Below are 20,469 nucleotides of genomic sequence, written 5' to 3' on the forward strand. Positions count from 1 at the left end.
GCAGACCAATATGGCGTCCAGACATTCGACGGCTCCGACCGGGGCCAACAGACAGGAGACCCACATGCCCGGACTGCACCACGTCACCGCGATCGCCGGCGACCCGATCCGCAATTTCGGCTTCTACACCCGCGACCTCGGCCTGCGCTTCGTCAAGAAGACCGTCAATTTCGACGATCCCGGCACCTACCATTTCTACTACGGCGACGAGACCGGCCGCCCCGGCACCATCCTGACCTTCTTCCCCTGGGCCGGCGTGCGGCCCGGCCGCCGCGGCGTCGGCGAAACGCACCAGACCGCGTTCCGGGTGCCGCAGCGCTCGCTCGGCTACTGGACGCAGCGCCTCACCGAGAAGGGCATCGCCTATGAAGCGCTGGAGAAGCGCTTCGGCGAGTCGGTGCTGCCGTTCACCGATCCCGACGGCATGGCGCTGGCGCTGGTCGGCGTGCCCGGCGCGGAAAACGAGCCCGGCTACAGCAATGGCGACATCCCGGCCGAGCATGCGATCCGCGGCTTCCATGGCGTCACCCTGCTGCTCGATTCCGCCGAGAAGACCGCGGCCGTGCTCACCGACGTGTTCGGCTTCGCGGAAGCCGGCCGCGAAGGCTCGGTGATCCGCTTCAAGGCGCCGGGCGATGCGCAGGGCAGCGTGGTCGACATCTACGAAGCCAAGGGCTTTCTGCGCGGTGCGCAAGGCGCCGGCTCCGTGCATCACATCGCCTTCCGCGCGGCCGATGATGCCGAGCAGGGCGTGATGGCGCAAAAGCTGGTCGACCGCCACGGCCTGCATCCGACCGAGCAGAAGGACCGCAACTACTTCCGCTCGATCTACTTCCGCGAACCGGGCGGCGTGCTGTTCGAGATCGCGACCGACATCCCGGGCTTCGCGGTCGACGAGCCGGTCGCCGAGCTCGGGCGCAATCTGAAGCTGCCCGCGTTTCTCGAATCGCACCGCAAACAGATCGAGGGCGTGCTGCCCAACCTCGAGGAGGCCGCATCGTGACCGACACATTGTCTTTCACCCACCGCTTCCAGCCCGGAAGCAACGCAGGCGCAGCACCGCTGCTGCTCCTGCACGGCACCGGCGGCGACGAGAACGACCTGCTGCCGCTCGGCGCCACCTTGTCGCCCGGCGCCGCGCTGCTGTCGCCGCGCGGGCAGGTGCTCGAACATGGCATGCCGCGCTTCTTCCGCCGCCTGGCGGAAGGCGTGTTCGACGAGGACGATGTCCGCCGCCGCGCACTGGAGCTCGGCGCCTTCATCGGCGAGGCGCGGCAGCGCTACGGCATCGCGGCGCCGATCGCGGTCGGCTACTCCAACGGCGCCAACATCGCCGCCGCGCTGCTCCTGCTGCAGCCGGAGGCGCTGGCCGGCGCGGTGCTGTTCCGCGCCATGGTGCCGCTGGCCCAGCCGCCAGCCGTCAAGCTTGCGCGCAAGCCGGTGCTGATCCTGTCGGGACTGTCTGATCCGATCGTGCCCGCGAGCAATTCGGCGAAGCTGTGCAGCCAGCTCACCGAGGCCGGCGCCGATGTGACCCACACGACGCTGCCGACGGGACATCAGCTGTCGCAGGCGGATATGGCGCTGGCGCGGGATTGGCTTGCCGGACTGCCGCAAGTGATGGCAGCCTGATCGGCATCGGCGCTTGCGGCCGGAGCCGATCCTGATTGAAAATGCTCGCATTGGCGTCGGACCGCGACATGCGGGCCGACGCCGGCCGATTGGGAGGAGCTCTGCGTGGCCGTCGACAAGCTGTTCATCAATGCGCGGCTCGATCGCGGCGCGCGCCATGCGATCGCGGTCGACAACGGCCGCATCAGCGGGCTGCTCGCCGAGACGGCGCGGCCCGAGGCGCGCGAGGTGATCGATCTCGGCGGCGCCTTGGTCGTGCCCGGCTTCGTCGAGGGCCATATCCATCTCGACACCAGCTTCTATGGCGATGTCTGGAAGCCGCACAAGCCCTGCACCAACGGCTTCGACGTGCATGAGCGCGTCACCTTCCAGGCCCAGAACATGGCGGCGGCCGCGCCGATGGACGTCCGCGCCCGCAACCAGCTCGATCTCTGCATCGGCCACGGCACCACCCGGATGCGCAGCCACGTGATGGTCGACGGCTCCGTCGGACTGACATCGCTGGAGACCATCCTGCGCGTACGTGAGGAATACCGCGACCTGATCGAGATCCAGCTCGTCGCCTTCCCCCAGAGCGGCATTCTCAAGAGCCCGGGCACGCCGGAGCTGCTCGACGAGGCGATCAAGCTCGGGGCAAACGTGGTCGGCGGGCTCGATCCGGCAAGCTTCGACCGCGACGTCGAGAAGCATCTCGACGTCGTGTTCGGCACGGCACACAAGCACGGTGTCGACGTCGACATCCACCTGCACGATGCAGGCATGCTCGGCCTGTTCGAGCTGGAGCAGATCGCCGCCCGCACGCGTGCCCTGGGCATGCAAGGTCACGTCGCGGTCAGCCACGCTTACGGGCTCGGTGACCTGCCGACCGATCCGCTCAAGACAATCGCCGACGTGCTGGCGACATCAGGTGTTGCGATCATGACCAACGCCCCTGGCGCGCGCCCCTTCCCGCCCGTTGCGCTGCTGCGCGCGGCCGGCGTCACCGTGTTCAGCGGCAACGACAACATTCGCGACTCCTGGTGGCCCTATGGCGACGGCGATCTGTTGAACCGCGCCATGATGGTCGGCTATCGCTCCGGCTTCTATGTCGACGACGAGCTGCGCGTCGCTTTCGACCTTGTCACCGAAGCCGGCGCCAAGGCGTTGCGACTCACGGAGTACGGCCTGCGTGTCGGCGCGCGCGCCGACTTCGTCACCCTGAATGCGGAGCACGTCCCGGAGGCGGTCGTCGCCGTGCCCAAAGGACGCTCCGTCTACAAGGACGGCCGCCTCGTCGCGCGCGATGGCCGCGTGACGCGATCGCGCTGAGCGGCCTTACCGCGCTGTCTCGACCGAAGCCTGCGACTGCGGCGGCTCGGCGCGCGACACGGTCGCGGCCGCAATCCACTGTGTCACCGCCGACAATCGCCCGCCGGACTCGCGATAGGCCTGCAACTGATAATCCGCCGAGCTGCCGAACTGCATGATGGTGCGGCAGCGCTCGACCTCGGCGAGACATCCCAGCGCTTCGGCATGTTCAGCGATATCGGCGATCATCCGATTCAGGACCTCCTGGCCGGTCACCGGACCATCCTCGGTCACGAACAGGCAGTCGGTGCCATAGCGCTGCGCCCGCCATTTGTTCTCGACGGCGATCGCGCGCTCGACATTCCCGACGGCGTCGGCGAGCTCGGGATTGAGATAGAGATGCCGAGCCAGAGCGCGGTACAGCGAGGCGATCGCGAGGGCATCATCGACGGCCGTGCAGACGTCGGGGGCACGCAATTCCAGGGTCGGATGCCGCAGCGACGGTCGCATCGCCCACCACACATGGCTCTCGTCCGGCATCACGCCGGACTTGGTGAGCGCCGCGATGTAGCGGTCGTATTGCTTCTTCGACGTGAACAGCTCGGGCAGGCCGGTACGCGGCAGCTCGTCGTAGACGGCGAGCCGATAGCCCTTCAGCCCGGTCTCGCGCGAATTCCAGAACGGCGAGGACGCCGACAGCGCGATGAACACCGGGATATAGGGCAGCATGGCGCGCATCACCGCAAAGCGGCGATCGGGATCCGGCAGCTGGACATGCACATGCATGCCGCACAGCATGTTGCGCTGGCCGACGATGCGCAGATCCTCCATCATCTCCTCATAACGCGGCTTCGGCGTCGGCTGCGAGCTGCGCCACGTCGCGGTCGGGTGGGTGGAGCAGGCGAGGATCGTCAGGCCATACTGACTCGCGACGCTGGCGACCTCCCGCCGCAGGAATTTCAGCTCCTCGCGCGCGTCGCCCACGTCGACATGAACATTGGTCGCGACCTCGAGCTGAGCCTGCAGCATCTCGCGCATGGCCTGCCCGCCGGTCGACCAGTTCGCCGCCTCGAACAGATCGTCTGGGGTGCGGATCGCGACATCGAGCGTCTTCGCATCGACGAGGAAATACTCCTCCTCGATGCCGAAGGAATATTCCGTGACGTCCTCTCCGCCGGTGGCGGAGCGGATGACCAGCCGCCGCTCATCATCGCTCAGACCGAGCCTCAGCCGCTCGAGTATTTTCGGGTCCAATCCCATCTGATCAATCCTGTCGGAATCAAATACCGTGAGTCTGCAGCCAGGCCTCCAGCAGGGCTGCCTGCCAAAGCCGCGAGTGTCCCTTCGGGCTCATCTCGGCCTCCGGGTTCTGCAGCATGTGATCGATGAACTCGCGGCGATAGAGACTGCGCGTGCGCGCCTTCTCGTCACTCAAAACATCGCGCACATAGTCCAGAAACGGCCCGCGCAGATATCGCAGCGACGGCACCGGGAAATAGCCCTTGGGGCGATCGATCACCTCCGCCGGAACGCAGCGTCGGGCTGCTTCCTTCAGAATGTATTTACCGCCATTCCGGACCTTCAGCTCCGCCGGAATGCGCGCGGCAAGCTCGACCACCTCATGATCCAGGAAAGGCACGCGGGCCTCCAGCCCGAACGCCATCGTCATGTTGTCGACCCGCTTGACGGGGTCGTCGACCATCATGATCTCGGTGTCGATCTGCAGCACCTTGTCGACGGCGGAGGCGCCGCCGTGATCGGCGAAGAAGCGGTCGACCAGATCGAGGCTCACGTCGTCGCCAAGCATGTCTGGCGCGAGCAGCCGCTGCAGATCGGCGTGCTTCCAATCGAAATAGGCGTTCTGATATTGCTGGACGGCGTCGTTTGCCGAGAGGAAGCCGGGATACCAGCTGTAGCCGCCGAACACCTCGTCGGCGCCCTGGCCGCTCTGCACGACCTTGACGCGCCTGGCGACCTCTGAGGACAACAGATGGAACGCGACCGTGTCGTGGCTGACCATCGGCTCCGACATCGCCCCGATCGCGTTGGGCAGCGCCTCGAGGGCGCGGTTGCCGCCGATCCTGATCTGTTCGTGATTGGTGCCGAACGTCCGCGCGATGATGTCGGAGTAGCGGAACTCGTCGCCTCCATGCCCGCCGACCGCGTCGAAGCCGATCGAGAAGGTGCGGATGTCCTCGTGGCCAAGCTTGGACAACAGCGCGACCAGCAGCGACGAATCGAGCCCGCCGGACAGCAGCACGCCGACCGGCACGTCTGCGACGCGGCGGCGGTCGACCGCCGTCGTCATCGCATCCAGCACCGCATCCGACCATTCCTCCTGGCTCATCGCGCGATCGGTCGGGCGCAGCTCGCCGACGCTGAACTGCCAGTAGCGTTCACGACGCTGCCCCCCGTCCGGCTCGATCGTCAGCAATGTCGCAGGCTCGAGCTTCTTCACGCCGTTGAGAATCGTGCGCGGCGCCGGAACGGCCGCGTGGAAGCTGAAGAAGTGATGCAGTGCGTTTCGATCCAGCGACGTATCGACGCCGCCGCCCGCCAGCAGCGCCGGCAGAGACGAGGCGAAGCGGAAGAAGCCGGGACCTTCAGTGTAGTACAGCGGCTTGATGCCGAGCCGGTCGCGCGCGATCACGACGCGCCCGCTGTCGCGCTCCCACAGCGCGAAGGCGAACATGCCCTTGAACCGCTGCAGGCAGGACTTGCCCCAGGCATGATAGGCCTTGAGAATGACTTCGGTGTCGCCGTCGGAGAAGAATGCATAGCCCTTGGCTTGCAGCTCGGTGCGCAGCTCGCGAAAGTTATAGATGCAGCCGTTGAAGGCAATGCCCAGCCCCAGCGCCGGATCAATCATCGGCTGCTGCGCGGCGGCGGACAGATCGAGGATGCTGAGACGTCGATGGCCGAGCGCGATCCCGCCCTGGACATAGAGCCCGGCGGCATCGGGACCACGCGCCTGCATCGCATCATTGACCCGGCCGAGCGCCGCGAGCGCGGGCTGGCCGGCATGTCTGATTTCACCACAAATGCCGCACATCGCGGAACATCACTCCGTTCTTCTACATGCCTCCGATAACCCTCTGTGATCTCTTGCGTTCCTCGTCGAAGCCGACCGCGCCTGCGACAAAGAGCGGAACGATTTCAGCGGGTCTGGACGCACGTGCGACCAGCAGATGATCTGGCGGGACTTCGATCCAGTCCGGCTCCTTGTCGTAGGGCTCGGAGACGGCGATCACCTGATCGCCATCCTCGCGGTAGTAGAGCGAATTGGCACGATCATTGGCGGCGAAGCGGAACGCGTAGAGATCGTGGCCATTCGACAGCGCCGAGGTGAAGCGCAGATGCTCGCGCAAGCCATCCTCGTTGACGAGCTGACAGAGGTCTCGCAGCACCTTGGAGGTCGCGCCGATCGGATCCTGATCAATGCCGGCCCCGACGATGGCGAGAAACACGGCCTCGGAATCCGTCGTGCCGAGCCGCGACGGATATAAAGCCTCGGGAATCATGGCCTCGACTTTGCGCCGCAGCCTGTTCCAGCTGCCGACGAAGCCGTTATGCATGAACAGCCAGCGACCACAGGCGAAGGGATGGCAGTTCTGCCGCGTCACTGCGGTGCCGGTCGCTGCCCGGACGTGCGCGAAGAACAGATGCGAGTGCAGGTGCCGGCAGAGATAGCGCAGATTCTCGTCCGACCACGCAGGCCGCGTCTCGCGATACAGGCCCGGCTCGGGATGGTCGCCATACCAGCCGAGCCCAAAGCCATCGCCGTTGGTGCCTGCGGTGGATTCAAGCGCACGAATGCTCTGCGTCACCAGCGAATGCTCGGGCTCGGTGACATAGTGCTCGAACGCGGTCGTTTCTCCGCGATAGGCGATCCAGCGGCACATCCTTGCCCCTCCGGTCGGATGAATAGGAAAGAGGCGCGACCAAGGTCGCGAATGCGAGGGAGGCAGCAACGCAGCAGCGCCGGCCGCGGTTCCCGGCCCGCGGCTGCCGACCGGCGCTCACCATCGGCATTCGCCGGCGTCCGATCGACCGCATGTCGACGCGGCCAGTCCCAACGAGGAATCAGGCGAGCCTTGAGGGCAGTCTTACAACCGCGATCCTCGTGCGGCGGCGAGGCACGCCGTTGCGGTCACCCTGTCGGGCTGGGATTGGAATCGTGCGGATCCGGCAACATGCCCGTGCCGGGCGTCTTATCCTCGTCCACCAGGTCCGGCCGGGCATGCGGCCCTGCCGGCGGCGGTTGATCTTTCGACGTGTTCGGATCGGCTGGTTTGCCGGATGTCCGATCTGGCGTCTCGCGGCGGTGCTCGCTCATCAATCCGTCCCGTCGGCAGGCATCTGGCAGGTGGCTAACGGTCCTGCTGATAACCCTGATTGGTAGTGTTCTGCTTGAGGTTGCCCTGGCGGCCCTGGGTATCGAAGTTCTCGCGGCCGGCAACGTTGTCCTCAACCGAGATCTTCGGGTCGGAGCCCGGGCCCTTGTCGCTGCGCTGTTCGGGCGGGACTGGCGGCAGTTTGGACATCGGAGGTCTCCTCTTGACGCGCGCTGAGCAAACGGCGCCTTTGAAGCCAACCTCGGCCGCCGCCCGACGTTCCAGGCGTCACATCTTGCGGGCCACGAGCTTCATGCGCAGCTCGGAAATCGCCTCGCCGGGATTGAGCCCCTTCGGACACGCCTTTGCGCAGTTGAGGATGGTGTGGCAGCGATACAGGCGGAACGGATCCTCCAGGATGTCGAGACGCTCGCCGGTGGCTTCATCGCGACTGTCATTGATCCAGCGCGCCGCCTGGATCAGCGCCGCCGGCCCGAGGAAGCGCTCCGAGTTCCACCAATAGCTTGGGCATGAGGTCGAGCAGCAGGCGCACAGGATGCACTCGTAGAGTCCGTTGAGCTTGTCGCGATCCTCTTCACTTTGTCGCCATTCCTTCTGCGGCGTCGGCGTCGTGGTTTGCAGCCAGGGCTCGATCACCGAGAGCTGCGCATAGAAGTTGGTGAGATCGGGAACGAGATCCTTCACGACCGGCTGATGCGGCAGCGGCAGCAGTTGGACCGCGCCGTCCTGGTCACTCATCGATTTCGTACAGGCCAGCGTGTTCTGGCCGTTGATGTTCATCGAACAGGAGCCGCAGATGCCTTCCCGGCATGAGCGCCGGAAGGTCAGCGTCGGATCGACGTTGTTCTTGATCCAGATCAGCCCATCGAGAACCATCGGCCCGCAATCGAAGGTGTCGACGTGATAGCTGTCGAGTCGCGGATTGCCGCCGACATCCGGGTCCCAGCGATAGATGCGAAACTCGCGGAGCGTGATGCTCTTCGGCGTGGGCCAGGATTTGCCCTCCGAGATCTGTGAATTCTTCGGCAGTCTGAATTCGGCCATGGCAGATCCTCGAGAGGCATTGGCCGCGACAACCGTCCGCTTTGCTCCACGTTCCTCCGCCAACGACGCGCACCAGCGTCGCACTCACGCTTCGCCCCGCTCTCGCACCAGTTTGAGCCATGCCGCAGCCGCGGGCGACAGATAGGCACCGCGGCGCCAGGCCATTGCCAGCGTCCATTCCGTGTCGGGCTCGTCGAGCAGGATGAGACGGATCGGCACCTGCGTGCGCTGGGTCGCGATCATGCGCGGCAGGAAGGCGATGCCGAGCCCGGCGCCGGCCAGCTCGGCGATGAAGTCGATCTGGGTGCTGCGGGCGGCCACGAGCGGCTCGAAGCCGTTGCGGCGGCACGCCTCGCGAATGATGCGGTTGAGCGCGAAGCCCGCCTCGAACAGGATGAACGGCGTCTCGCGCAGCTCGGCCAGCGTGATCGTGTCGCGCCGCGCCAGCGGATGATCGACCGACACCAGCGCCATCAACGGCTCGCGGCGCACGATCTGGGCGGAGAACTCATCGGCGATCGGCGGCAGCAGGCCGGCGAAATCGATGTCGCCCGCGGCAAGCAACTCGCTGAGTCGGTCGCTGCCGTGCTCGACCAGACGGATCTCGACGTCTGGATGGAGCTGGCGGTACTGCGCAAACAGCGGGGCGAACAGCGTGCTCGATCCGATCGGCGGCAGGCCGAGCCGCAGGACGCCGCGCTTCAGCCCGCGCAGCTCCTCGAGCTCCGCCTGCAGATCGTCGCGTTCGGCGAGCAGCCGGACCGCGCGCCGATACACGATCTCGCCCGCCGCGGTCATGCGACTCTTGTGGCCGAGCCGGTCCAGCAGCGGCAGGCCGAGCTCGTCTTCGAGCTGCTTGACGGCCTTGCTGACCGTCGATTGCGTGGCAAACACCACCTTGGCGGCGTGCGAGAAACCGCCCTGCCGGACTACCTCGACGAAGGTCTTGAGCGTTCGCAGTTCCATATAGAGCCTCGGCATTCCATTTTCGACTGATCTTCATTCAATCAATTCATTTTGTACATGCTGCAATGCGACATATCCTTTGCTGCAGAGACAGCCTTGGAATATCGTTTATGATGCACCGCAATATTTTCACTCCGCTTCAGCGCCTGCTGCGCCGTAACCGGCTGGTGCAGACCGGTCTGCTCGGCCTGTTCTGGACCGCCGGCGAGATCCTGGCGCAGGCAAGCGGGCTGCCGCTGCCCGGCGGGATCGTCGGCATGGCGCTGGCGCTTGCGCTGTTCCTGTGCGGAGGCCTCAAGGTGGGCAGCGTGAAACGCGGTGCCAACTGGATGCTGGCCGAGATGCTGCTGTTCTTCGTCCCGGCCGTACTGGCGCTGCTCGATCATCGCGAGCTGTTCGGCCTGCTCGGCCTGAAGATCTTCGCAATCATCGCCGTGAGCACCACCGCCGTGATGTGCGTGACCGCGCTGACCGTGGACCTCTGCTATCGCTGGACCGAACGTGATGACGGCCGCAGCGTTGTGGCGTGAACCGCTGGTCCAGGCGGCGGTCTGGTCGCTGGCGACGATCCTGCTTTATGTGGTCGCCAAGCGCGTACACCGGCGCTGGCCGCGCTGGTGGCTGATGCCGCTCGCGGTGGCGCCCGCGCTGCTGATGATCGCAGCCCTTGCGCTCAACGTCTCCTATCGCGACTACATCCGTGGCACGCACTGGCTGGTGGCGCTGCTCGGGCCGGCGACGGTCGCCTTTGCCGTGCCGATCTATGAGCAGCGCGCGCTGATCCGCCGCCGCTGGCCGCTGCTGCTGGCCGGCATGGTCGCCGGCAGTCTCACCGCCGTTGCGACCAGCTGGGCGCTCGCCTATGTACTCGGCATCGACGGTGAGCTGCGGCTCAGCCTTTTGCCGCGCTCGATGAGCACGCCATTCGCCATGGAGGTGTCCGGCGAGATCGGCGGCAGCCCCGACCTCACCGCCATCTTCGTCGTGCTCACGGGCATCATTGGCGCGGCCGTCGGTGACGTGGTGCTAGCGCGGCTGCCGCTGCGCTCGACGCTCGCCAAGGGCGCGCTGTTCGGCGTCGGCGCGCACGGCGCCGGCACCGCGCGCGCCCATCAGATCGGCCGGGAGGAAGGTGCGATCGCCGGGCTCGTGATGGTGCTGGTGGGGCTCATGAACGTTGCGCTGGCGCCGCTGATCATTCAGCTCATGAAGTAGCCGCTCAGCGGCGCGCGAGCGAAGCGATCCAGTTGCTGATCTCCGCCTGGCGCAGCGCGTCGTTCGTAACGTCCTGATCCAGCCCGAGCCGCCACACGAGATCGCGTCGGGCACGGTCATGATGCAGCGCTGCGAGATCGGTCGCGTAGCGCTCAAGCTCCGCCATATCCGCGAAGAAGCCTTCCTCGAGCAGCGGCTGCCCGAGGCGCCTGATCACCCAGGCAACGTCCTGCAGGCTGAATTCCGGGTGATACTGCACGCCCCAGAAACGGCCGCGGCCGCTGCGGATCTCCGCGGCCTGCACCTCGCTCATCGCATTGCGCGCCGTCACCGTCGTGTCCGACGGCAGCCTGGTGACGATGTCGCTGTGGATGGCCGGCGCATCGAAGACCTCGTTGCGCGCCGCGTGCAAGGGATGACCGCGGCCGGCCTCGGTCAGCACGACCTTGCGCGCGAAGCCGACCTCGCGGCCGGCCGGATTGAGCGACACCTCGCCGCCGGCCGCCACCGTCGCCAGTTGCAGCCCCCAGCACGAGCCGAACATCGGCACGCCTTGGGCAAAGATTGCTCGTACCAGCTCGATCTGGCGCAGCGCTTCCGGCTCGCGCTGATAGATGTTGAGCGCCGAGCCGGTGATGACGATGCCTTGATACGCCTCGATCGGCTGCGGCAACGCCGCGCCCGCATCGGCAGGCGTGGCGATGTCGACCTCCGCGTCAGGCGCGAGCGCGCGCAACACATCAGCATAGCTTTCAGATGGCGATTGTCCCGCGACCTCCGCCCAGCGGCGACGGCCGGCGAGCGAGTTGCCCTCGAGCACGAGCAGTTTCAACACCAGGCCAGTCTCCGCATCTTCATTCGCAGTCTCACGGATTGAGAACGCCGCGCAGGAACTGAGCGCTCCGCTCCCGCACCTCGGGCCGGTTCAGGATCGTGTGAACATCGGCGTCGATCACCACGACCTCAGCCCTCGGATCATCTTTCAAGGCCGCCGCGCAGGAGCCGGTCACCGCGCGGTCCTTGTTCCAGGGGTTGGCCGCCGAAAAATACGGATCGCGCGCCGAGATCGCATTGAGTACCGGCTCCTTCGCACCGATGCCGAGCTTCGGCGCAGTGACGAAATAATTGTCCTCGCAGGACCAGGAATAGATCAGCCGCGCGGCGACGTCCTTGCCGGCATAACGGCCGACCGCTACGGAGCCCTCGCTGGTGCCGGCGAGCACGAGGCGCTGGCGATCGACCCAGCTCCAATCACGCGACGTCTTCAGCGCGTTCTCCAACTCGGCCAGCCGCAAGGTGTGAACGCGCTCATAGGTCGCGACGTCGACCGGCGACGTGTAGGTGAGCCGGTCAGGGATCGCGAGGCTGTCGGGTGCAACCGAGGCGACGCCGAGTTCGTCGGCCAGCCAGACCTGAAACTCCTTCACGGCCGGAGCCACCCCGCTCGAGCCATGCATCACGACCACAAGCGGCGCGATGCCGATCACGTCTGGCGCATCTGCGGCGTGCCCCTCCCAGCGCCGCCCGCCGGCCAACGTCGCCGGCAGCACGAGATTGGCCTTGGTCCAGGTCAGCGCGAGATTCTCCGACGATGGCTCCAGCACCGAGCCCTTCGTCTCGCCAGGCTTGTCGGCGGCGAGGACGGCCGTGGCGAACAGCAGCGCTGAAGCGGCCGACAGACAACGGGACAGGATCATCGCCAACATCACCTCTTGCACGGCGCAAACACAGCACACTCCGGGCGTTGATCTCACGACGTCGAGCCCGGCACAAGCCGATGGCCGCCCGAACCCCGCAGAGCGCCCATGCAGGCGCGCCGCAATCGGTGGCCGAAGCCTGACGTCGCGGCATCCTGCGATGAGCAATGATTGAGTTACTGCTTGCCAAGATGAGCTGCCAGAAAATCATGCATCTCGGCGGTCGAACGCTCGGTCGCGTCCGCGTCGTATTTCAGCCAGTGGCCGTACAGCGACCGGCCTGGTCGGGGCGTATCGAAGGAATGATAGGCACCAGGATAGACCTGGAGCTTCACGGGAGCCCCTTTGTCCGGGCGCAGCGACATCCATTTCTGGCAATCCTGCGCAGGGGTCCAATCGTCCTTGTCACCAATCAGGATCAGCGTCGGCACCGCCAGCCATTTCGACGCGACACCGCATCGGGGGTAGTAGGCGACTGCGACCTTGAAGGTCAGGTCATCGGGAACGTCATAGATCTTGACATCATGCGTCGAGGCGAGCCGCATCGCCGCCATGGCTCCCTGCGAGGAGCCGACAACGCCGATGCGCGTCCGATCGACGAAGGGGACGGAAGCGAGATAGGCCATTGCTCCCCAGGCGTCGGCCTGGCGATCGAGCGCCGGACGCGTGCAGGCCTGCGCGAGTCCGCGCGCGCCGAAGCTGTCCACGGCCAGCACGACGTAGCCCCATCCGGTCAGCATCCGTGCGAAACGCTGGCGCGTCTGCTCGCTCAGGCCGGCACATCCATGCAGATAGACGATCGCCGCGAACGGGCCATCGCCCGCAGGCTTCGAGAGATAGCCGCCGATGGCCTGCGTCGAACCACCCACCATCTCGCCACGTTCCAGGGCCATGCGCTGCTGGAGTTGGCCGACGACGTAGGGTGCAGAGTTGAACGTGACCGGCTCATCGAGGCTCTGAGCTGCAGCGCGCTCCGTCGGCAAAATCAGAGCGATCAGCAGTGCGACGCTCAACCCGAACCGATGCATGGCGCGCGAGCCCTCGTGAGACTGGCTGCAGCATAGGTGCGACAGACGCGATCCATCCGGCTCGTCGAGCGCGCACGCGTCGGGGCTCAACAGCGCCGGCGTCGGCCGCGCAGATGACGCAAGTGATGACGCGGGGTCATGGCCCCACACGAGAAGATGCTCGGCAAGCAGGGCGCCGGATCCGCCACATCCAGCGCTCGGCCGCAATCGCGAACGAGATGCAGCCCCGGCAGAACCGAGGACGACGGCAGCATCTCGCGGCGAGGCTCGTCCGCGGGACTGTGAAGATCCCGCGGCATCAGAACCATCAGCGTGGCCCTGAGGCCTCTCAGGATGACCTTCATGGCGCGAGACGGACGTGCCGACCGATGGCGGCTCAACGCCCGCGCGCGACGTCCGCGCTGTTCGATCGCCGCTGCGGTCTCGTCGGCGGGCAGCAGCACGCGGAGCGGCTGCTCCGACGGGCCGGTTGAAATCAACATCTTGCGCATGCGTCTCACCTTCGTGTCCTGACGGCCGATGCATCGGCCGCATTCGCCGCGAGCATTGCGCCAAGCGCGGTGACGGCGAGCTGTTGCCGGATGTCAGCCAAATGTCAGCTCGCCGTCCCACGTTGTTCCCTCCTACTGCCGCGCGCTGCGCGGGGCTTCGCGCTTCAGCTGCTCCAGCGCCTCCGGCATCATGCGGCCGAACATCGAGCTCAGCATCGCTGTCGGGATCAGGCCGGAATTGCCGGTCTCCTGTCCCTGGCCGCCGGACATCAGGAACTGCGGCACCAGCGGCTGGTTGATCCGGGTCAGCGCCTCTGCGAACTTCGCAAAATTCTGCTCGGCGAGCCTGAACTCCGGGCCGCGATAGGCATCGACCGCGAGCTTGGTAGCCTGCGCATTCGCCGCACCGACTGCCAGCGCGCGATCGGCCTCGCCCTGGCCTTCGAGCCGCGACTGCTCGCCGACGGCGGCCGCCGTCACCTTGCGCGTCTCGGCATCCTTCTGTGCGCGGGCGAGCGCGGCCGCGCCTTCGTTCTCATTCACCCGGATCTGGATCAGCGACTGCGTCAGCGCCGCCTGCGCCGCCGCCGTCGCCTTGGCCTCGTTGAGCGTGCGCTCCTGGATCGCGGCCTTCTCCTGCTCCTGGAAGGTCTCGACCTGCTCACGCGCGACCTGGCGCATCCTCAGCTGGATCAGGATGTTCTCGATGGTCTGGTCGCCGGGCGCCGCGCGCGGCGTGCCGATCAGCACCTCCTGCAGCTCGAGCGAATAGCCCTCGAACTTCACCTTCATCTCGGCCGCGGATTCCTCCTGGATCGCGGCGCGGTTCTGCAGCAGCTCGATCAGGGTCATCTTCTGCGCGACGTTCTTGAAGAACGCCGACACCATCGGATCGAGCGTCTGCTCGACCAGCTTCTTCACGTCACCGAAGCGCTGGATGATCATCGGCGCCTTCTTGTAGTCGATATGCATCACCACCGAGAGCGGCAGGGTCGGCTCGAACGCGTCCTTGGTGATCAGCGAGATCTCCGACAGGTTCTCGTCGAGCTTCATCGCGCCGACCTCGCCGCGCACCCATTTGAGGATGAAGTTGACGGTCGGGATGATCTCGATCTTGCCCGCATAGGTGTTGAACGCGTATTTGCCGGGCAGCAGCGGATCCTTCCAGACGCCGCGGCCGCCATTGGAGACGAGCTCGCCATGGCGATAGGTCTCGCCGGAGACGTCGGCCATGCGCGGACCGGTGTAGAAGATGACGACGCCGACATTGCCGACGGGGATGATGGTCTTCGGCACGTTCTCGACAGTCGCGAACAGGCGGTTGATGTACCAGGTGCCCTCGACGATGACCTGCAGCTGACGGCCGCGATGGCCGCCGGCGGCGAGGAATTTTTCGGGCTCCTGAAAATTGTTGTGAAAAGTTGCCGCGTCGTGCAGCGCGATGCCGACCTCCGGCGCGATGATCTCGCCGGGAGGCAGCGACGGGCCGTCATGCACGGTGACGATGCCGACCAGGTCATGATCGGCCGCCAGGATCACAGGCGTGAAGCCCCAGCGCTCGGCGATCGTCAGCTGCATGGCGTCGAGCACGATGCGCTCCTGGTCGCTCAGCGCATGGCCATAGACGCGCTCGTCGGTGATGATCGCGAACTGCGTCGTGTTGATCGCATAGGTGCCCTCGCGCAGGATCTTGCGCTGCGGGCCTTTCTGCCCGCCGGCCATGAGAAAGCGGCGCGCGTCCTGGAAGTCGCTGTTGTCCTCGCTGTCGTTGGCGCCGAGCACCTGCGAGGCGCCGAGCGGCGCGCCGTCGCGGGCAAAGACATAGGCGATCTTGCCCTGGCCAACAGTCACCAGATCGGAGGTGTGGATGCGGTACATGAAAGGAAAGAACAGGTGCAGGCCGCCGCGCAGCACCTCCGGCTCGAAGCCGGCCTCGCCGTTCAGCGCGATGAAGCCGTCGGCGACGGAGCCGCGCACGCTCCACAATTTCTCGACGATGCCGACCTGGTTGTTGGGAATGTAGCGGACGACGTTGGAAAGCTTCAGCAGTGCAAGCAACGCAATGATCGCCCCGGCCGCGAGGGCCGGCTGGACCAGAGTGGTGATGTCCATGAGGGGTCTCCAAGTCGCGCATGGCCGGGGCGGCTGTTGCCGCCGCGCTGTCACCGCGCGCGATCATGCCGATCGATGTCGGCGCGCGAGAACCTAGACCTCTTCCCGGATTTTCAAAGACCACCGTCGCCGAAATATTTCGTCTCCCCGGTTTGAACCCGCGTCGCCATGCGGCGACTCAATCGCCTCCCAGACGCCTTTGCACCAGCGCCAGCACCTCCGCCTCGTCGAATGCCGCAGCCGACAGCACGGCACCGGCGGCGATCAGATCGTCGTGCTCGAGATTGGTGCGCAGGCCGACAGTGACGATGCCCGCGGCAGTTGCAGCCGCGATGCCGGCGCGTGAATCCTCGAACGCGACCGCACTGTCCGGCCCAGCGTCGACGGCGCGCAGCCCTTCGAGATAAGGCAGCGGGTGCGGTTTGCCGTGCGGCAGCTCGTCGCCGATGATGACGGCGCGAAACCGGTCGGCGATGCCGATCCCCCGCAGGATCAGCTCGGCATTGGCGCGCGGCGCGTTGGTCACCGCCACCACCGGGACCGCCGCCGCTGCTGCGCGATCCAGCAGCGCGATCAGGCCCGGCAGCGGCTCCACCTTTCCGGCGGCGAGGCTGCGAAACACCGCCTCTTTCTGCGCCATGATTGCGGCGCGCCGCTCCGGCGGCTCGTCGGGCAGAAATTGGGCGCCGATCGCGGCGTTGGAGCGGCCGAGCAGTTCGCGTGCCGCACGCGCGCGGTCGAACACGTGACCATACGGACCAAACACCGCGTTGAACGCCTGCAGGTGCAGCGCATCCGTATCCGCAAGCGTGCCGTCGATGTCGAACAGCAGCACCGGCCGCCTATTAAGAACGCCTCGCATCAGCAAATTGACCTCAAACTCATCCGGATGTTGACGCGATCTGATCCAACTCTCGACCACAGCGGCTGTCGTTATCTCCGAAACGGCGTGAAACCGCGACGGGGGAAATTGCGATGATCGGCCATTTGCAAGCGACGTCCCAATCGAGATCGGCCATGAAGCTCGGCGCCGCCGCGGCGCTGCTGTCGGCCGTGCTGCTCGCCGTTCCCGGTGCGGCGCGGGCCAGCGAGGACATGGTCAACGGGCAATACTGCAACTCGATGTGCAAGGCCTACATGGCCTGGTCGAACCGAATGCTCGCGGTCACCCAGTCTTACACGCGTCCCCAGGTCCGCGTGGCCTTGCCGCAGTCGATGCCGACGAAGCCGATGGACAAGACGGCGATGGATAAGCCTGAGAAGGCGGAGCGGATGCCCCAGCATCCGCCCAAGGCGCATCGGCCGGCCAACCTGAACTCCTTCGCGCAGTTGCCCGGCGGCAGCCGGGCCGCGCCGGCGGCGATGGACACGCCGCAGGCCGACGACGGCTCGCCCGCCTATGCCGGCGCGCAGATGGGACGGATGCTGTCGGCGGAGGTTCAGCCGGCGGTGGCCGGCCTGCGCGGCAGCACCACCGACGGCGCCGACATGCGGCTGGTCTCGATGCGCGACTCCGGCACGGCACAGGGGCCGATGACGGTCGGCGAAGCCCCCGGCGGCACCCGCTCGCGGATGCCCTCGATCTGGATCATGCTCGCGGCCGCGGCGCTGCTGGCGTTCTTCGGTCATGGCTGGCTGAAGCGACGGGCGGAGGCCTCCGAGGGCCTCAACTGAGCACCAGCGACCTCGAGGCGCGGATCCCGGGCAACACCGCGCGGGAACCATTCCGGACAATTTGATCGTCCGCCGTCTCCTGCGACAGGGGGCTCGGTTGAATCCGAGAGCCCCTTTCTCTATGCGTGGGCGATGAACATCGCCCTCACCGCCCCGCCTCTGAGCGCTCCTCCCTTGAGTTCCTGGCCGCGCCACCGCGCCGACCTCAAGCCCGCGCCGTTCCTGCCGATGAGCCGGAAGGAAATGGACGCGCTTGGCTGGGACGTCTGCGACATCGTGCTGGTCACCGGCGACGCCTATGTCGACCATCCCTCGTTCGGCATGGCGATCATCGGCCGGCTGCTCGAGGCCCAGGGCTTTCGCGTCGGCATCATCTCGCAGCCCGACTGGCACTCGGCCGAGCCGTTCAAGGCGCTCGGCAAACCGCGCGTGTTCTTCGGCGTCACCGGCGGCAACATGGACTCCATGGTCAACCGCTACACCGCCGACCGCCGCATCCGCAGCGACGACGCCTACACGCCGAATGGCGAAGGCGGCAAGCGGCCGGACCGCTGCACCCTCGTCTATGCGCAGCGCTGCCGCGAGGCGTTCAAGGACGTGCCGGTCGTGCTCGGCGGCATCGAGGCCTCGCTGCGCCGGATCGCGCATTACGACTACTGGTCCGACAAGGTGCGGCGCTCGGTGCTGGCCGACGCCAAGGCCGACATCCTGATCTACGGCAATGCCGAGCGCGCCGTGATCGAGGTCGCGCACCGCATCGCGGGCGGCGAGCAGCCGAAGGACATCCAGTCGGTGCGCGGCACCGCGCTGTTCCGGAAAGTGCCGGAGGGCTACGTCGAGCTGCACGCCGACGATCTCGACTCCGCCGACGAAGGCGCCGCGCGCGAGAAGGGCGACGTCGTCATCCGGCTGCCGTCCTGCGAGCAGGTCGAGGCCGACAAGGAAGCCTATGCGCGCGCCTCGCGCGTGCTCCATCGCGAGAGCAATCCCGGCAATGCGCGCCCCCTGGTGCAGCGGCATGGCGACCGCGACCTCTGGCTCAACCCGCCGCCGATCCCGCTGACCATGGCGGAGATGGATAGCGTCTACGACCTGCCCTACGCCCGCGCGCCGCATCCGTCCTATGGCGATGCCAAGATCCCGGCGTGGGACATGATCAAGTTCTCGGTCACGATCATGCGCGGCTGCTTCGGCGGCTGCACCTTCTGCTCGATCACCGAGCATGAGGGCCGCATCATCCAGAGCCGCTCGGAGGGCTCGATCCTGCAGGAGATCGAGCGTATCCGCGACAAGACGCCGGGCTTCACCGGCGTCATCTCCGACATCGGCGGCCCCACCGCCAACATGTACCGGATGGCCTGCAAGGACCCCAAGGTCGAGGCCGCGTGCCGCAGGCCGTCCTGCGTCTTCCCGGAGATCTGCCCGAACCTCAACACTTCGCATGACGATCTGATCCGCCTGTATCGCAAGGTGCGCGAGGTCAAGGGCGTCAAGCGCGTGATGGTCGCTTCCGGCGTGCGCTACGATCTCGCGGTGGAGAGCCCGGCCTACATCAAGGAGCTCGTCACGCATCACGTCGGCGGCTATCTGAAGATCGCGCCGGAGCATACCGAGCGCGGTCCGCTCGACAAGATGATGAAGCCGGGCATCGGCACCTATCACCGCTTCAAGCAGATGTTCGATGCGGCCGCGGCGCAGGCCGGCAAGAAGTACTACCTGATCCCGTATTTCATCGCCGCCCATCCCGGCACCAGTGACGAGGACATGATGAACCTCGCGCTGTGGCTGAAGAAGAACCGCTACCGCGCCGATCAGGTCCAGACCTTCCTGCCGTCGCCGATGGCCACGGCGACCGCGATGTACCACACCGGCGTCAATCCCTTGCGCGGCGTGCGCCACGGCGCCAGCGACAAGGTCGAGGCGATCAAGGGCCTGAAGCAGCGCCGCCTGCACAAGGCCTTCCTGCGCTATCACGACCCTGACAACTGGCCCGTGCTGCGCGACGCCCTGCGCGCCATGGGTCGCGCCGATCTGATCGGCTCGCGCCCGGATCAACTTGTCCCCGCGCATCAGCCGCCGGGCACGGGCAAGGCCGCCAGCACCCGCCGTCCGATGCGACCGGAGCCGCGGCCGCAGCGGTTCACGACCAAGGGCGTGAAGATCAGGAAGTAGTTGCGCGTCGGCGCAAAGCCCATCGCATGGGGCACGCGTTCGCCTCCCGCTCCGCTGTCGTCCCGGGTCAAGGCCGGGACGACACCGAGTTGTAGTACGGCCATCGCGCCCACCCTCCGCCGTCATCCCGGACGAGCGCGCATCGCGCGCGAAGATCCGGGATCCATAACCACAGGACGACGTGTCGGGCACACTCTGAGCCACCTGCCTGCCTCACGCACCCGCCGGTGGTTATGGGTCCCGGCTCAAGCCCGGGACGACACCGAGCGTGTAGTACGGCCGTCGCCCCACCCTCCGCCGTCATCCCGGACGAGCGCGCATCGCGCGCGATGATCCGGGATCTATAACCACAGGATGACGTGCTGGGCACGCCCTGAGCCACTTGCCTGCCTCACACCTTCGCCGGTGGCTATGGGTCCCGGCTCAAGGCCGGGACGACACTGAGTTTGTAGTACGGCCGTCGCCCCACCCTCCGCTGTCATCCTGGACGAGCGCGCACCGCGCGCGAAGATCCGGGATCCATAACCACAGGATGACGTGTCGGGCACACTCTGAGCCACCTGCCTGCCTCACGCACCCGCCGGTGGTTATGGGTCCCGGCTCAAGGCCGGGACGACACCGAGCTTGTTGTGAGGCCGTTCCAACTCACGGGCGCTATGCGCATCGCTCGATGCGTGCACCTCCGCCTCCATCCTCTGCACGATGTCTTCAAACAGCCCACCGCAGCCCCGCGGCGCGTGCGCGCCCGGGTCATGCTGCCGACATCGCCCTCGACAATGAGAGGGCGCGGGGAAGA

The 20,469-nt window shown here is 66.5% G+C and carries 20 protein-coding genes; 7 read left to right on the forward strand and 13 right to left on the reverse strand.

Going from position 1 to position 20,469, the window contains the following annotated elements:
- Positions 1-64 precede the first annotated feature (64 nt).
- The 3 genes from BRAO375_RS28200 (at position 65) to BRAO375_RS28210 (ending at position 2,940) form a co-directional block, all read left to right on the forward strand.
- Positions 65-1,003: a ring-cleaving dioxygenase gene (locus BRAO375_RS28200; RefSeq protein WP_009030838.1), complete on the forward strand. Its 939-nt coding sequence runs from the start codon at positions 65-67 to the stop codon at positions 1,001-1,003.
- Positions 1,000-1,632 carry an alpha/beta hydrolase gene (locus BRAO375_RS28205; protein ID WP_009030839.1) on the forward strand — a complete coding sequence of 211 codons (633 nt, stop codon included), beginning with the start codon at positions 1,000-1,002 and terminating at the stop codon, positions 1,630-1,632. The genes BRAO375_RS28200 and BRAO375_RS28205 overlap by 4 nt, the downstream gene beginning before the upstream one ends.
- Before the next feature lie 105 nt (positions 1,633-1,737).
- Positions 1,738-2,940: an amidohydrolase family protein gene (locus tag BRAO375_RS28210; RefSeq protein WP_009030840.1), complete on the forward strand. Its 1,203-nt coding sequence runs from the start codon at positions 1,738-1,740 to the stop codon at positions 2,938-2,940.
- Positions 2,941-2,946: 6 nt separating this feature from the next.
- On the opposite strand, the gene BRAO375_RS28215 is transcribed toward BRAO375_RS28210, so the two are convergent.
- The 7 genes from BRAO375_RS28215 to BRAO375_RS28235 all read right to left on the reverse strand — a co-directional run bounded on the left by BRAO375_RS28215 (position 2,947) and on the right by BRAO375_RS28235 (position 9,284).
- The gene (locus BRAO375_RS28215) at positions 2,947-4,179 is read right to left on the reverse strand and encodes a carboxylate-amine ligase (RefSeq protein WP_009030841.1); all 1,233 of its coding nucleotides are present in this window, start codon (positions 4,177-4,179) and stop codon (positions 2,947-2,949) included.
- Between the two features lie 19 nt (positions 4,180-4,198).
- On the reverse strand, positions 4,199-5,971 hold the full coding sequence (locus BRAO375_RS28220) for an N-acetylglutaminylglutamine amidotransferase (RefSeq protein WP_009030842.1): 1,773 nt from the start codon (positions 5,969-5,971) through the stop codon (positions 4,199-4,201).
- Between the two features lie 22 nt (positions 5,972-5,993).
- The gene (locus BRAO375_RS28225) at positions 5,994-6,821 is read right to left on the reverse strand and encodes a class II glutamine amidotransferase (protein ID WP_009030843.1); all 828 of its coding nucleotides are present in this window, start codon (positions 6,819-6,821) and stop codon (positions 5,994-5,996) included.
- A 248-nt stretch (positions 6,822-7,069) separates the two neighbouring features.
- Positions 7,070-7,255: a hypothetical protein gene (locus tag BRAO375_RS36640; protein WP_083842557.1), complete on the reverse strand. Its 186-nt coding sequence runs from the start codon at positions 7,253-7,255 to the stop codon at positions 7,070-7,072.
- A 34-nt stretch (positions 7,256-7,289) separates the two neighbouring features.
- Positions 7,290-7,463, reverse strand: coding sequence for a hypothetical protein (locus tag BRAO375_RS38235; protein WP_009030844.1), 174 nt, complete (start codon positions 7,461-7,463; stop codon positions 7,290-7,292).
- 78 nt (positions 7,464-7,541) lie between these two features.
- Complete coding sequence (locus BRAO375_RS28230) at positions 7,542-8,318, reverse strand: succinate dehydrogenase iron-sulfur subunit (RefSeq protein ID WP_009030845.1); 777 nt, start codon at positions 8,316-8,318, stop codon at positions 7,542-7,544.
- An 84-nt stretch (positions 8,319-8,402) separates the two neighbouring features.
- Positions 8,403-9,284, reverse strand: coding sequence for a LysR family transcriptional regulator (locus BRAO375_RS28235; protein ID WP_009030846.1), 882 nt, complete (start codon positions 9,282-9,284; stop codon positions 8,403-8,405).
- 110 nt (positions 9,285-9,394) lie between these two features.
- Between BRAO375_RS28235 and BRAO375_RS28240 the strand changes: the two genes are divergently transcribed.
- Both BRAO375_RS28240 and BRAO375_RS28245 read left to right on the forward strand, forming a co-directional pair.
- Positions 9,395-9,814: a CidA/LrgA family protein gene (locus BRAO375_RS28240; protein WP_009030847.1), complete on the forward strand. Its 420-nt coding sequence runs from the start codon at positions 9,395-9,397 to the stop codon at positions 9,812-9,814.
- Complete coding sequence (locus BRAO375_RS28245; protein WP_009030848.1) at positions 9,789-10,499, forward strand: LrgB family protein; 711 nt, start codon at positions 9,789-9,791, stop codon at positions 10,497-10,499. The genes BRAO375_RS28240 and BRAO375_RS28245 overlap by 26 nt, the downstream gene beginning before the upstream one ends.
- A 4-nt stretch (positions 10,500-10,503) precedes the next feature.
- Here the strand turns inward: BRAO375_RS28245 and BRAO375_RS28250 are convergent, their stop codons facing one another.
- From BRAO375_RS28250 to BRAO375_RS28275, 6 genes are all read right to left on the reverse strand, one after another.
- Complete coding sequence (locus BRAO375_RS28250) at positions 10,504-11,334, reverse strand: type 1 glutamine amidotransferase (protein WP_009030849.1); 831 nt, start codon at positions 11,332-11,334, stop codon at positions 10,504-10,506.
- Positions 11,335-11,365: 31 nt separating this feature from the next.
- Complete coding sequence (locus tag BRAO375_RS28255; RefSeq protein WP_035642752.1) at positions 11,366-12,196, reverse strand: dienelactone hydrolase family protein; 831 nt, start codon at positions 12,194-12,196, stop codon at positions 11,366-11,368.
- Between the two features lie 176 nt (positions 12,197-12,372).
- Positions 12,373-13,224 carry a dienelactone hydrolase family protein gene (locus BRAO375_RS28260; protein WP_009030851.1) on the reverse strand — a complete coding sequence of 284 codons (852 nt, stop codon included), beginning with the start codon at positions 13,222-13,224 and terminating at the stop codon, positions 12,373-12,375.
- Positions 13,225-13,310: 86 nt separating this feature from the next.
- Positions 13,311-13,715: a hypothetical protein gene (locus BRAO375_RS28265; protein ID WP_009030852.1), complete on the reverse strand. Its 405-nt coding sequence runs from the start codon at positions 13,713-13,715 to the stop codon at positions 13,311-13,313.
- Positions 13,716-13,847: 132 nt separating this feature from the next.
- Positions 13,848-15,827, reverse strand: coding sequence for an SPFH domain-containing protein (locus BRAO375_RS28270; protein WP_009030853.1), 1,980 nt, complete (start codon positions 15,825-15,827; stop codon positions 13,848-13,850).
- A gap of 178 nt (positions 15,828-16,005) precedes the next feature.
- Positions 16,006-16,695, reverse strand: coding sequence for an HAD family hydrolase (locus BRAO375_RS28275; RefSeq protein ID WP_009030854.1), 690 nt, complete (start codon positions 16,693-16,695; stop codon positions 16,006-16,008).
- 149 nt (positions 16,696-16,844) lie between these two features.
- On the opposite strand from BRAO375_RS28275, the gene BRAO375_RS28280 reads away from it, so the two are divergent.
- Both BRAO375_RS28280 and BRAO375_RS28285 read left to right on the forward strand, forming a co-directional pair.
- The gene (locus BRAO375_RS28280) at positions 16,845-17,501 is read left to right on the forward strand and encodes a hypothetical protein (protein ID WP_009030855.1); all 657 of its coding nucleotides are present in this window, start codon (positions 16,845-16,847) and stop codon (positions 17,499-17,501) included.
- Between the two features lie 132 nt (positions 17,502-17,633).
- Positions 17,634-19,673: a YgiQ family radical SAM protein gene (locus BRAO375_RS28285; protein ID WP_009030856.1), complete on the forward strand. Its 2,040-nt coding sequence runs from the start codon at positions 17,634-17,636 to the stop codon at positions 19,671-19,673.
- Positions 19,674-20,469: the final 796 nt, after the last annotated feature.

Source organism: Bradyrhizobium sp. ORS 375, from assembly GCF_000239775.1.
In the GTDB taxonomy this organism is placed as follows: domain Bacteria; phylum Pseudomonadota; class Alphaproteobacteria; order Rhizobiales; family Xanthobacteraceae; genus Bradyrhizobium.

Bases quoted from the DNA above. Each gene is read 5' to 3' on its own strand.
- BRAO375_RS28215 (WP_009030841.1), bottom strand. From the start codon at position 4,179: ATGGGATTGGACCCGAAAATACTCGAGCGGCTGAGGCTCGGTCTGAGC.
- BRAO375_RS28240 (WP_009030847.1), top strand. From the start codon at position 9,395: ATGATGCACCGCAATATTTTCACTCCGCTTCAGCGCCTGCTGCGCCGT.
- BRAO375_RS28220 (WP_009030842.1), bottom strand. From the start codon at position 5,971: ATGTGCGGCATTTGTGGTGAAATCAGACATGCCGGCCAGCCCGCGCTC.
- BRAO375_RS28270 (WP_009030853.1), bottom strand. From the start codon at position 15,827: ATGGACATCACCACTCTGGTCCAGCCGGCCCTCGCGGCCGGGGCGATC.
- BRAO375_RS28285 (WP_009030856.1), top strand. From the start codon at position 17,634: ATGAACATCGCCCTCACCGCCCCGCCTCTGAGCGCTCCTCCCTTGAGT.
- BRAO375_RS28245 (WP_009030848.1), top strand. From the start codon at position 9,789: ATGACGGCCGCAGCGTTGTGGCGTGAACCGCTGGTCCAGGCGGCGGTC.
- BRAO375_RS28235 (WP_009030846.1), bottom strand. From the start codon at position 9,284: ATGGAACTGCGAACGCTCAAGACCTTCGTCGAGGTAGTCCGGCAGGGC.
- BRAO375_RS28280 (WP_009030855.1), top strand. From the start codon at position 16,845: ATGAAGCTCGGCGCCGCCGCGGCGCTGCTGTCGGCCGTGCTGCTCGCC.
- BRAO375_RS36640 (WP_083842557.1), bottom strand. From the start codon at position 7,255: ATGAGCGAGCACCGCCGCGAGACGCCAGATCGGACATCCGGCAAACCA.
- BRAO375_RS28260 (WP_009030851.1), bottom strand. From the start codon at position 13,224: ATGCATCGGTTCGGGTTGAGCGTCGCACTGCTGATCGCTCTGATTTTG.
- BRAO375_RS28200 (WP_009030838.1), top strand. From the start codon at position 65: ATGCCCGGACTGCACCACGTCACCGCGATCGCCGGCGACCCGATCCGC.
- BRAO375_RS28255 (WP_035642752.1), bottom strand. From the start codon at position 12,196: ATGATCCTGTCCCGTTGTCTGTCGGCCGCTTCAGCGCTGCTGTTCGCC.
- BRAO375_RS28265 (WP_009030852.1), bottom strand. From the start codon at position 13,715: ATGCGCAAGATGTTGATTTCAACCGGCCCGTCGGAGCAGCCGCTCCGC.
- BRAO375_RS38235 (WP_009030844.1), bottom strand. From the start codon at position 7,463: ATGTCCAAACTGCCGCCAGTCCCGCCCGAACAGCGCAGCGACAAGGGC.
- BRAO375_RS28225 (WP_009030843.1), bottom strand. From the start codon at position 6,821: ATGTGCCGCTGGATCGCCTATCGCGGAGAAACGACCGCGTTCGAGCAC.
- BRAO375_RS28230 (WP_009030845.1), bottom strand. From the start codon at position 8,318: ATGGCCGAATTCAGACTGCCGAAGAATTCACAGATCTCGGAGGGCAAA.